Raw genomic sequence first — 12,090 nt, 5'->3', positions numbered from 1 at the left:
CGCCCGATTGAAGTGTCCAAAATCATTAGGCCAGTTCAGCCTCGCTCCCACAGGAGATTTGGGGTGCAGACCTATCCGGCGCTCACCTCAGGGCAATGTGGGAGCGAGCCTGCTCGCGATGACGGCGGCACAGCCAACATCTCCGACAACTGAACCACCGCTATCGCGAGCAAGCTCGGCTCCCACAGAGATTGCTGGAATCAGCGTTTTTCCAGCTTGTCCGGCAATGGCGCGAACAGCGCCTCGATATCGTCGCTTTGCAGTTTCCAGTCTCCGGCCACGCGCCCGTCCAATACGCCGGCTGCGAGGTCGGATTTTTCCTTCTGCAGTAACTGAATCTTTTCTTCCACCGTGCCTCGGGCAATCATTTTGTAGACGAACACCGGCTTCTCCTGGCCGATGCGATAGGCGCGGTCGGTCGCCTGGTTTTCGGTGGCGGGGTTCCACCATGGATCGTAGTGGATCACGGTGTCCGCCTCGGTGAGGTTCAGGCCTACGCCGCCGGCCTTCAGGCTGATCAGAAAGATCTGACGCTTGCCGCTCTGGAATTCCTTGACCGGCGTACGTCGGTCCCGGGTCTGGCCGGTCAGGATGGCGTAATCGACGCCGCGTTTCTTCAGTTCGTCTTCGATCAGCGACAGCATCGATGTGAACTGAGAAAACAGCAGCACCCGGCGACCTTCTTCAAACAGCTCTTCGAGCATCTCCATCAGGCTGTCGAGCTTGCCCGAGGTGCTGCCGCGGGCAGGCAGGGCGGCATCGTTGAGCAGGCGCAGGTCACAACAGACTTGGCGCAGCTTGAGCAGCGCCTCGAGAATGATGATCTGGCTGCGAGCCACGCCTTTGCGGGTGATCTCGTCGCGTACCTTCTTGTCCATGGCCAGGCGCATGGTTTCGTAGACATCCCGCTGGGCATCGCTGAGCTCGACCCAATGGATGATCTCGGTCTTGGGTGGCAGTTCTGTCGCCACTTGCTCCTTAGTCCGGCGCAGCAGAAAAGGTTTTATCCGACCGTTGAGGTGCTGCAGTCGCACATCGCTGCCGCGCTTTTCAATCGGCACGCGGTAGTCGCGGTTGAAGCTCTTGACGTCCCCGAGCCATCCCGGCAGCAGGAAGTGGAACAACGACCACAATTCACCCAGGTGGTTTTCCAGCGGCGTACCGGACAGGCACAGCCGCTGGCGGGCGTTGAGTTCGCGGGCCGCCTCGGCGGCTTTGCTGTTCGGGTTCTTGATGTACTGGGCTTCATCGAGGATCAGCACATGCAACGGCTGCGCCGCCAGGCGCTGGACATCTTTGGGCAATAGCGCATAGGTGGTGAGGACCAGGTCGTAATCGTTCAGCCGGTCAAAGTGCTTCTTGCGCCCGGCGCCGTACAAGGCCAGCACCTTGAGTTGCGGGGTGAAGTGGGCGGCCTCGTCGAGCCAGTTGGGGATCAGGCTGGTGGGCATGACCACCATGCAAGGGCGGTCGAGGCGCCCGGCGTTTTTTTCGCTGAGGATGTGCGCCAGGGTTTGCAGGGTTTTGCCCAGGCCCATGTCGTCCGCGAGGATGCCGCCGACTTCCAGCTGCCTGAGCGATTGCATCCAGCTCAAACCTTCGAGCTGATAAGGCCGTAGCGTGGCGTTCAGGCCTTCTGGCGCGGTGCTGGTGAAGTCCTTGATGTCCCGCAGGCGCTGGGCCAGGCCACGAATGTGTTCGCCGCCTTCCCAGCGCAAGGGCATGTCTTGCAGCGGGTTCAGGCGCAGGGCATCCGCGCTGTTCAAGCGCAGTTTGGTGGTGCCCGGTTCTTGCAGGTAAAACTCGCCCAGGGTGGCCAGCACCGGTTTCAGCCGGCCATAGGGCAGGGCCACTTGCTGCGGGCCGAACTCGGAGTTCGGGCGGTTAGGCAAGTTGACCAGAATGAGTTCGTCATCGCGGCGCCTGGCCAGGCGTTCCGGGTTGAACAGCTCGATGTGCGAACGCATCAGGTTCAGCAGAATCGGCAGCAGGCTCAATCGCTCACCGTTGACGATGATCCCCAGTTCCAGATCGAACCAGTCCCGTTCCGGCGTTTCTTCGACCGTGGCATACCATTCGTCCACCGCCGTCAGGTCGAAACCGAAATCCTCGTCGATCTGCAACTCCCAGCCCTGGCTACGCAGTTTCGGCAGATCGTTGAGGGTGAACGTCAGCCAGGCACTGTCGTTGACCATCTCGTACAGCTCACCGGCGCTTTCGGGCAGGGCCTTGCTTTGGCGGGTCGCGATCTTGAAACCGAGGATTCGAAGCTGTTCGCGGTAGGACTGCTCCACTTCTGTCTGGCGTTTTATCCGCAGCGTCTGTGTGTCCTGGCGAATCAGTACGTCAGTGTTGCGCTGGCCGCTGACGTATTCGTCCAGGTAGCTGAAAGACAGGGCGGCGCGGTGCTGGATGTAGCGCTGCATCTTGCCATTGCGCGGCTCGAAAGCGCTGAACTCGATGCTCGCCAGCCACAGCCGCGGCATTGGTTGGACATTGTCCACCAGCACTTGCGGCGGGGCCTTGGGGCTGCGGTTTTCCAGCACGGCCTGGAGTTTCTCCAGCAACTGCGCGTCTTTCTCGGCGGCCGGGTAGGCCAGGGTTTCCTGGACTTGCAGCAGTACCGCCGCGCAGTGCTTGCAGTTGATGCGCACCGGGCAGGTACAGGCGGCTTCAAGCAGAATCAACGTGCCTTTGGCTGATTCTTTCAGACGAATCGTCTGGCGGTAAACGTTACCCCCAGAGCCTTCACAACTGGCGGTGATGGTGCTGTCGCCAGCCTCGACGATCCTGACGCGGTTTTCCAGCGCGTAACGGCGCCCGCGCTCCAGGCTCTGTTCCTTGAATCGATTGACCCAGGAGGGTGCCAGGGGTTTGCTCAGGGGCGAGGGCATAGGCGCGCCGATCAGTCCGGAATGACGTCAGGCGCCTGCCGTGGCGCAGGCGCAGTCAGCGAGGTGATTTTGATCAGCAGGCCGAGGTGGCCGTTGTCGAGGAAATTCAACTGGCCATTTTTGGTATGGCTCTGCTGTTTGAGGCGTTCGCTGGAAGTGACCAGGCCATTGGTGTCGATCTGGTTGATCCAGAAGTCGGCGTCCACGTCGGTAAACCGCCCCAGTTTCAGTTCCAGGGTTCCTTCGATGGGAAACTGGCCGAACTGTTCTACGCCATCACTGACGGCGATTCGGCTGCCCTGTTCGCCCAGGTTCTGCTGCCAGGCTTTGTGCATCAGCACCGTGTACTGGCCGCTGGCGTTGAGTTTTTCCACGATGTGACCCAATGCAGGCGTGCGCTGGCTCTTCGCGTCCAGGCGTTGCGCGCCCGCGTCCCAGTCCTCCGGTGCGGCGCGGCTGACAATCGCCGGTTCGGCGTTCTGGCGCATCAGGATCATTTCAACCTGATACAGGTCATCGGCAAACGCCAGGGGAGCGACCAGGGTCATCAACAAGGTCAGTGAGCGAAACAGGCGCATGGGGCGTCCTTCAAGCAGGGGTCGGAGTGAGGCGCTCGAACAGCGCTTCTACGGTATTGAAACGCTCTTCCGGGCGTTCCATGGGCACCATGAATTTGAACATCGTGGCACCTTCGAACTTGTAGCGTTTGGGCTGGCCCTGGATCAGCTTGATCAGTACCAGCGGGTCGACCGGCGTCTGGGCTTCGAACTCGATACGACCGCCATTGGGGCCGCCGTCGACTTTCTTGATGCCCAGTTGCTCGGCCTTGAGCTTGAGCCAGGTGGTACGCACCAGGTTCTTGGTTGGCTCCGGCAGCAGGCCGAAGCGGTCGATCATCTCCACTTGCAGGTCCTTGAGGCCTTCTTCGTCAGTGGCCGAGGCGATGCGTTTGTAGAGGATCAGCCGTGCGTGGACATCCGGCAGGTAGTCTTCCGGGATCAGCGCCGGCACCCGCAGATTGATTTCCGGCCCGCCGCCCAACGGTTGGTCGAGGTTCGGTTGCTCACCCTTGCGGATCGACTTGACCGCCCGTTCGAGCATTTCCATGTACAGGGTGAAACCCACGGCCTGGATCTGGCCGCTCTGGCCGTCGCCCAGCAACTCGCCTGCACCGCGGATTTCCAGGTCGTTGGTGGCCAGCACGAAACCGGCACCCAGGTCCTGGGTGTTGGCGATGGCTTCCAGGCGCTTTTCCGCGTCCGGGGTGATCTGCTGGCGCGGTGGCGTCAACAGGTAGGCGTAGGCCTGGTGGTGACTGCGCCCGACCCGACCGCGCAACTGGTGCAACTGGGCCAGGCCGAATTTGTCGGCGCGCTCGATGATGATGGTGTTGGCGCTCGGCACATCGATGCCGGTCTCGATGATGGTCGAGGCGATCAGCACGTTGAAGCGCTTGTGGTAGAAATCGCTCATCACCTGTTCGAGTTCACGTTCGCGCATCTGCCCGTGGCCGATGCCGATGCGCGCTTCCGGCACCAGCTCGGCCAGATCGGCGGCGCATTTCTCGATGGTCTTGACGTCGTTGTGCAGGTAATAGACCTGGCCGCCACGCAGCAACTCGCGCAGCAGGGCTTCCTTGATCGTGCTTTTGTTCTGCTCCATGACGAAGGTGCGCACCGACAGGCGACGGGCCGGCGGCGTGGCGATGATCGACAGGTCACGCATGCCCGACACCGCCATGTTCAGCGTGCGCGGGATCGGCGTGGCCGTCAGGGTCAGGATGTCGACCTCGCTGCGCAGGGCCTTGAGCTGTTCTTTCTGGCGCACGCCAAAGCGGTGCTCTTCGTCGATGATCACCAGCCCCAGGTTTTTGATCTTCACATCGTCCTGCAGCAGTTTGTGCGTGCCGATGACGATGTCGATCTTGCCCTCGGCCAGATCGGCCACCGCCGCGTTCACTTCCTTGGTGGACTTGAAGCGGCTCATCACCTCCACGGTCACCGGCCAGTCGGCGAAGCGGTCGCGGAAACTGTTGTAGTGCTGCTGGGCAAGCAGGGTGGTGGGCACCAGGATTGCCACCTGCTTGCCGCCGTGCACGGCAATGAATGCGGCGCGCATCGCCACTTCGGTCTTGCCGAAACCGACATCGCCGCACACCAGCCGGTCCATCGGTTTGGGCGCGAGCATGTCAGCGCGCACGGCCTCGATGGTGGTTTGCTGGTCGACGGTTTCCTCGAAGGGGAACCCGGCGCTGAAGGTTTCGTAGTCGGCTTTCGGGTCAGCGAAGGCATACCCCTCGCGGGCCGCGCGCCGGGCATAGATGTCCAGCAGTTCGGCAGCCACGTCGCGCACCTGTTCGGCGGCCTTGCGCTTGGCTTTCTGCCAGGTTTCCGAACCCAGCCGATGCAGCGGCGCCAGGGCGTCGTCGCTACCGGTGTAGCGGGCGATCAGGTGCAGGTTAGCCACCGGCACGTAGAGCTTGGCGCCTTCGGCGTATTCCAGGGTGAGGAATTCGGCGGCCTGGTTGTCGATTTCCAGGGTCGCCAGACCCAGGTAGCGGCCTACGCCGTGGTCGATGTGCACCACTGGCGCGCCTTCGCGCAGCTCGGTGAGGTTCTTGATGACCGCGTCGTTGGCGGCGTCGGCACGTTTCTCGCGACGCCGACGCTGCATGACGCGCTGGCCGAACAATGGGCTTTCGGCCACCAGCGCCAGGGCCGGGTCTTCCAGGACAAGGCCATCGTTCAGCGGCGCGATAGTAATCGCCAGGCGGTCTTTGCCGGCGACGAAGTCTGGCCAGCTATCGACGGTTTTCGGCCTAAGTTTCAGGCGTTCAAGCAGTTCCAGCAGCACTTCACGACGACCGGCGGATTCGGCGGTGAACAGCACGCGGCCGGGGAAACCGTCGAGAAAACCGGCCAGGGCCGCCAGTGGCTGCGTGGCCTTGGCTTCGATCGCCAGGTCCGGCAAGGCCTTGGCCGGGAAGCGTTCGCGGCCGACGCCCGTTTCCACGTCCTGCTGGCTTGCCACCACGCGTGGCCAGTTCTTGAGCCGGGCGAAGCAGTCTTCCACCGGCAGGAACAGCTCGGCCGGTGGCAATAAAGGACGGGAAGGATCGACGCGGCGCTCTTCGTAGCGATTGCGCACATCGTTCCAGAAGTTTTCCGCCGCCTGCTCGATGCCGGGCAGGGAAAACACCTGAGTGTCCTGGGGCAGGTAATCGAACAGGGTGGAGGTTTCTTCGAAAAACAGCGGCAGGTAGTACTCGATACCGGCGGGAGTGATCCCGCTGCTCAGGTCCTGGAAGATCGGGCAGCGACGGAAATCCACATCGAAACGTTCGCGAAAGCGCGCCTTGAAGCGGGTCACGGCGTCTTTTTGCAGCGGGAATTCCTTGGCCGGCAGCAGGCGCACCGACTGTACTTTGTCGATGGAACGTTGGTTTTCCGGGTCGAAAGTGCGCAGGGTTTCGATTTCGTCATCGAACAGGTCGATGCGGTAAGGCAACTTGCTGCCCATCGGGAACAGATCGATCAGCGCGCCGCGTACCGCGAACTCGCCGTGCTCGTACACCGTGTCGACGCAACGATAGCCACTGGCTTCAAGACGGCTGCGCATTTGCTCGACGTCGAGCTTCTGGCCGATGTCCAGCACCAGGCTGCTGCCGAGCAAAAACTGGGTCGGTGCCAGACGATGTAGGGCCGTGGTGATCGGCACTACCAAAACGCCATGACTGAGCTCCGGCAATCGATAAAGGCTGGCGATTCGCTGGGAAATGATGTCCTGGTGGGGCGAAAACAGATCGTAGGGCAGGGTTTCCCAGTCCGGGAAATGCAGCACGGGCAAATCCGGGGCGAAGAAACTCAGTTCCTGTTCGAGCCGCTCGGCGCTTTGGCTGTCGGCGGTCAGCAGCAGGGTAAAGCGCTTTGCAGCGCTGGCAGCCTCGGCAATGGCCAGGCTCAGGGCGGCACCGGGCAGGTTGCCCCAGTGCTGTTTACCTGCCGCGGCAGGGAGAAGCGGGAGACGCAGAACGGGCACGGAAGGTTGAGCTCCAGCGTTGCGACAAAGTCGGCAATTGTAGCGGGGGAAGGGGGCGCCTGTCAGTCGCAGACTACCCTGGCGAACAGGAAAACCACGGTGCGACAGGCGCGCATTGCTCCGCCGAAGAGTCGGCGGCATAATGTAGCCCCTTTTTTCAGCCCCTACATGTGGAAGGTTCCCGTGACTCAGAAGCCCGACCAGTGTCTTGGTGAATGGATCGATCGTGAAGCACTCGCAGAAGCGATGATCCCTCTCATCGGTCAGCTCTACCGCAATAACAACGTGGTGAGCTCGATCTATGGCCGCAGCCTGATCAACCAGTCTGTCATCGCGATTCTCAAGGCTCACCGCTTTGCTCGCCACCGTTCTTCCGACGACAGCGAACTCTCCGTCCACGAAACATTCCCTCTGCTCAAGGCCATGAGCGAGCTCAAGCTCGGCGCGGCTTCGGTGGACCTGGGCAAGCTGGCGTTCAAATTCCGTAACGAGGGCAATGGCCGTAGCGCCGAGCAGTTCGTTCGCGAAGAGATGGCTGATGTGGTTGGCCAGCAAAACGTTTCGGCACGCAAAGGCACCGACGTCGTGCTCTACGGCTTCGGTCGTATCGGTCGTCTGCTGGCGCGCATCCTGATCGAGAAAACCGGTGGTGGCGATGGTTTGCGCCTGCGTGCCATCGTGGTGCGCAAAGGCGCGGAGAACGACCTGACCAAGCGCGCCAGCCTGCTGCGTCGCGATTCGGTCCATGGTTCGTTCAACGGCACCATTACCATCGACGAAGAAAACAACACCATCACGGCCAACGGTAACCTGATCCAGGTGATCTACGCGAAGAACCCGACCGAGGTGGATTACACCCAGTACGGCATCAAGGACGCACTGCTGGTGGACAACACCGGTGTATGGCGTGACGCCGATGGCCTGGGCCAGCACCTGGCATGCCCGGGTGTCGACCGCGTTGTTCTGACCGCACCTGGCAAGGGCAAGCTCAAGAACATCGTTCACGGCATCAACCACAACGAAATCACCGCTGACGACAAGATCGTCTCCGCCGCTTCGTGCACCACCAACGCCATCGTGCCGGTGCTCAAGGCTGTGAACGACAAGTTCGGCATCATCAACGGTCACGTTGAAACCGTTCACTCGTACACCAACGACCAGAACCTGATCGACAACTTCCACAAAGGCGACCGTCGTGGCCGCAGCGCCGCGCTGAACATGGTGATCACCGAGACCGGTGCCGCCACCGCTGCTGCCAAGGCTTTGCCTGAGCTGGCCGGCAAGCTGACCGGCAACGCGATCCGTGTACCGACGCCGAACGTGTCGATGGCCATCCTCAACCTGAACCTTGAGAAAGCCGCCACCCGTGAAGAGATGAACGAGTACCTGCGCTATATGGCGCTGCACTCCGACCTGCACAAGCAGATCGATTTCGTCAATTCCCAGGAAGTGGTGTCCACCGACTTCGTTGGCTCGCGCCATGCCGGCGTGGTCGACGCTGAAGCGACCATCGTTCAGGATAACCGCGTTGTGCTGTACGTCTGGTACGACAACGAGTTCGGTTATAGCTGCCAGGTCGTTCGCGTGATGGAAGACATGGCCGGTGTAAACCCGCCAGCATTCCCGCGCTAAGCCTTAGCTGCACATGAAAACGCCCCGACTTGTCGGGGCGTTTTTTTGTCTGGGTTTTCTGTCGCCCGGGCTGGCCTCATCGCGAGCAGGCTCGCTCCCACATTGGACCGAGTAAATCCTGTGGGAGCGAGCCTGCTCGCGATAGCAATCTGTCAGGCGCCGCTCGCCGCCAAGGCCTGTGCAGTCCGCAGTTCATGGCGATTGCCCCTGAACAACACCAAGGTAGCAATCAGCCCCAACACCGCCGCGCCACTGAGCCAGATCCCCGGCGCGGCCTTGTTGCCTAGCACATGAATCAGATAAGTACAGGCCGCTGGCGTAAACCCGCCGAAGGTCGCTGTTGCCAGGCTGTAGGCCAGGGAGAAGCCGGTGGTGCGCACTTCCAGCGGCATGATTTCCGTCAAGGCGACTACCATGGCACCGTTGTACGATCCATACAGGAACGACAACCACAACTCCACGATCAGCAGATGGCTGAAGCTGGGGTTCGCCACCAGCCAGGACAGCGCCGGATATGCCGTGAGGATCGCCAGAATCGTCGCACCCAGCAGCAAGGGCTTGCGTCCGATCTTGTCGGAAAATGCGCCCATCACCGGCAGCCAGAAGAAGTTCGACAGCCCGATGCATACCGTCACCAGCAACGCATCCAGGTCCGACAGGTTCAGTTCGGCTTTACCGAAGGTCGGCGTGTACGCCGTGATCAGGTAAAACGACACCGTGGTCATCACCACCAACGCCATGCCCGCCAGGACGATGCCGAAGTTCTGACCGATGGAACGGATGATTTGCGACAGGGTAGGGCGATGTTTTCTCGCCTGGAATTCAGGTGTTTCTTCCAAGGAGCGACGGATCACGAATATCACCGGCACGATCATGCAACCCACCAGAAACGGCACGCGCCAGCCCCATTCGCCCATCTCCTGGGGACTCAGCCAGTGATTGAGGCCAACGCCCAGCAGGCCGGCAAACACGACGGCGGCCTGTTGACTGGCGGATTGCCAGCTGACAAAGAAACCCTTGCGCCCCGGTGTGGAAATTTCCGCCAGATACACCGATACGCCGCCCAGCTCAACACCGGCGGAAAAGCCCTGCAGCAATCGCCCCAGCAGCACCAGCAGCGGTGCCGCCACGCCGAGGGTGGTGTAACCCGGCACACAAGCGATCAGCACGGTGCCGGCGGCCATCATCGCCAAGGTGATGATCAAGCCTTTGCGGCGGCCGTGCCGGTCGATGTAGGCCCCGAGAAAAATCGCCCCCAGCGGGCGCATCAAGAACCCGGCGCCAAATGTGGCCAGGGACAGCATCAGCGAGGCGAAAGCACTGTCGGTCGGGAAGAAGGTCTTGGCAATGGCCGTGGCGTAGAAGCCATAGACCATGAAGTCGAACATCTCCAGGAAGTTGCCGCTGACAACGCGAAAGATCGCCTTGCCGTTGCTGGTGTTGGAAGGCATGGGTAGGTACTCACTCTGACAATCTTGTATGAAAGCGCTGCACCCACTGTGGGAGCGAGCCCGCTCGCGATAGCGGTGTGTCAGTCACATCAATGTCGTTTGATCCGACGCTATCGCGAGCAGGCTCGCTCCCACAGTTTTTTGCATCTGGACTGAAGGGCGCTGAAGCCCATAATGGCCGGCGCGGTTTCGAGGGGGGATGAAGATTTGTTAACTGGACGATGGATGGGGCTTGTGGTGCTGCTCGGCGTGTTGTCCGGTTGCGGCAACGGCGACACCCTGGAGCGCTTCGACGGCCCGACCATGGGCAGCCACTATTCGATTCAGTACGTCAGGCATTCCGCCGCACCTGGACCGAAAGCGGTGCGGGCCGAGGTGGAAAGCATCCTTGCCGAAGTGGATCGACAGTTCTCGACCTATCGCAGCGATTCGGACATCGAACGTTTCAATGCGTTGCCGGCCGATAGCTGCCAGATCATGCCTGGCCCTGTCCTGGAGTTGATCCGCGTGGGTGAGCAGTTGTCCTCCCAAAGCGACGGCTCTTTCGATCTGACGGTGGAGCCGCTCCTCAACCTGTGGGGCTTCGGTCCCCAGTCCCGAGCAGAGAAAGTACCGACCGCAGAAGCCCTGGCCCAGGTGCGCCAACGCGTCGGGCATGCTCATCTGCGCATCGACGGCGACCGCTTGTGCAAAGACGCCGCGGTGGAAGTCGACTTCAACAGTATCGCCGCCGGTTATGCCGTCGACCGCATCGCCAGCCGGTTCAAGGCCTTGGGCATCGACAGCTATCTGGCCGAGGTCACTGGCGAACTCAAGGCCGCCGGACGCAAACCCGATGGTGCCGCCTGGCGTATCGCCCTGGAAGAACCCCGGGACGACCGGCGGGTGGCTGAGCGCGTTATCGAGGTCAACGGCTACGGGGTTTCCACCTCGGGCGACTACCGTAAATATTTCGAACAGGGCGGCAGGCGTTATTCCCACACCTTTGATGCGCGCACCGGTGCACCGGTCCTACACAACCTCGCGTCAGTCACGGTGATTCATCCTTCGGCGTTGATGGCCGATGGACTATCGACGCTGTTGCTGATTCTCGGTCCTGAACGGGGTTGGGACTATGCCGAAAAATACGGTGTCGGGGTATTTTTCGTATTGCGGGACAATGACCGTTTTATTGTTCGCACCAATGATGAGTTTGAACGGATCAGTCGCGGAAAAACCCAATGATGACAGCGTTGTGAAAGCATACCTGTGGCGAAATAGCGCAGGCAAAACTAGCCTACGACGCGACCAAGGGGTAATGTGCGCGGCGTTGACGCTTCTATAGACTGTGGCCGGGCTCGTGAACCGGCCCCAAATTGTTCCTTCATGCCGCAGGCCGGCATGATTTAGCCGTGGCGCCAAATGTGGCGCCGCGGCCTGTTCTGAGGAGTACGCATGGCTGTCTACAACTACGACGTGGTGGTATTGGGTTCCGGCCCGGCGGGAGAGGGCGCGGCAATGAACGCCGCCAAGGCAGGGCGCAAGGTCGCGATGGTCGACAGCCGTCGGCAGGTCGGTGGCAACTGCACCCACTTGGGCACCATCCCGTCCAAGGCCTTGCGTCACTCGGTCCGGCAGATCATGCAGTTCAACACCAACCCGATGTTTCGCGCCATCGGCGAGCCGCGCTGGTTCTCCTTCCCGGACGTGCTCAAGAGCGCCGAGAAGGTGATCTCCAAGCAAGTCGCCTCGCGCACCGGTTACTACGCCCGCAACCGGGTCGACGTGTTCTTTGGCACCGGCAGCTTTGCCGACGAGCAGACCGTTGAAGTGGTCTGCGGCAATGGCGTGGTCGAAAAGCTGGTGGCCAAGCACATCATCATCGCCACCGGCTCGCGCCCGTATCGTCCGGCCGATATCGATTTCAACCACGCACGTATCTACGATAGCGACACGATCCTGAGCCTGGGCCACACCCCGCGTAAGCTGATTGTCTACGGCGCCGGGGTGATCGGTTGCGAATACGCCTCGATCTTCAGCGGCTTGGGTGTGCTGGTGGAACTGGTGGATAACCGCGGCCAGTTGCTGAGCTTCCT

7 protein-coding genes are annotated in these 12,090 nt (G+C 61.2%); 3 read left to right on the top strand and 4 right to left on the bottom strand.

What is annotated here, in order from left to right:
* Positions 1-200 precede the first annotated feature (200 nt).
* The 3 genes from GSM73_RS14250 to mfd are packed head-to-tail and all read right to left on the bottom strand — an operon-like array spanning position 201 to position 6,932.
* On the bottom strand, positions 201-2,894 hold the full coding sequence (locus GSM73_RS14250; protein ID WP_160893008.1) for a DEAD/DEAH box helicase: 2,694 nt from the start codon (positions 2,892-2,894) through the stop codon (positions 201-203).
* Positions 2,895-2,905: 11 nt separating this feature from the next.
* Positions 2,906-3,472: a CsiV family protein gene (locus GSM73_RS14245; RefSeq protein ID WP_160893006.1), complete on the bottom strand. Its 567-nt coding sequence runs from the start codon at positions 3,470-3,472 to the stop codon at positions 2,906-2,908.
* Between the two features lie 10 nt (positions 3,473-3,482).
* On the bottom strand, positions 3,483-6,932 hold the full coding sequence (gene mfd, locus GSM73_RS14240) for a transcription-repair coupling factor (protein ID WP_047227216.1): 3,450 nt from the start codon (positions 6,930-6,932) through the stop codon (positions 3,483-3,485).
* A 168-nt stretch (positions 6,933-7,100) separates the two neighbouring features.
* On the opposite strand from mfd, the gene GSM73_RS14235 reads away from it, so the two are divergent.
* Positions 7,101-8,564 carry a glyceraldehyde-3-phosphate dehydrogenase gene (locus GSM73_RS14235; RefSeq protein ID WP_047227217.1) on the top strand — a complete coding sequence of 488 codons (1,464 nt, stop codon included), beginning with the start codon at positions 7,101-7,103 and terminating at the stop codon, positions 8,562-8,564.
* 152 nt (positions 8,565-8,716) lie between these two features.
* On the opposite strand, the gene GSM73_RS14230 is transcribed toward GSM73_RS14235, so the two are convergent.
* On the bottom strand, positions 8,717-10,015 hold the full coding sequence (locus tag GSM73_RS14230) for an MFS transporter (protein WP_076385588.1): 1,299 nt from the start codon (positions 10,013-10,015) through the stop codon (positions 8,717-8,719).
* Positions 10,016-10,240: 225 nt separating this feature from the next.
* Between GSM73_RS14230 and GSM73_RS14225 the strand changes: the two genes are divergently transcribed.
* Together GSM73_RS14225 and GSM73_RS27335 are read left to right on the top strand one after the other, a co-directional pair.
* A complete protein-coding gene (locus GSM73_RS14225) occupies positions 10,241-11,239 on the top strand; it encodes an FAD:protein FMN transferase (protein ID WP_256676908.1) in 999 nt (332 codons plus the stop codon).
* Between the two features lie 210 nt (positions 11,240-11,449).
* On the top strand, positions 11,450-12,090 hold a 641-nt coding region (locus GSM73_RS27335), incomplete at its 3' end, for an FAD-dependent oxidoreductase (protein ID WP_256676911.1).

The sequence above is a fragment of the Pseudomonas sp. PICF6 genome (assembly GCF_009831705.1).
Classification (GTDB): Bacteria; Pseudomonadota; Gammaproteobacteria; order Pseudomonadales; family Pseudomonadaceae; genus Aquipseudomonas; species Aquipseudomonas rhizophila.
The sequence above is the reverse complement of the archived record's forward strand: the minus strand, read 5'-3'. Positions and strand labels throughout refer to the sequence as shown.

Bases quoted from the DNA above. Each gene is read 5' to 3' on its own strand.
- GSM73_RS14250 (WP_160893008.1), bottom strand. From the start codon at position 2,894: ATGCCCTCGCCCCTGAGCAAACCCCTGGCACCCTCCTGGGTCAATCGA.
- GSM73_RS14245 (WP_160893006.1), bottom strand. From the start codon at position 3,472: ATGCGCCTGTTTCGCTCACTGACCTTGTTGATGACCCTGGTCGCTCCC.
- GSM73_RS14235 (WP_047227217.1), top strand. From the start codon at position 7,101: ATGTGGAAGGTTCCCGTGACTCAGAAGCCCGACCAGTGTCTTGGTGAA.
- GSM73_RS14230 (WP_076385588.1), bottom strand. From the start codon at position 10,015: ATGCCTTCCAACACCAGCAACGGCAAGGCGATCTTTCGCGTTGTCAGC.
- GSM73_RS14225 (WP_256676908.1), top strand. From the start codon at position 10,241: ATGGGGCTTGTGGTGCTGCTCGGCGTGTTGTCCGGTTGCGGCAACGGC.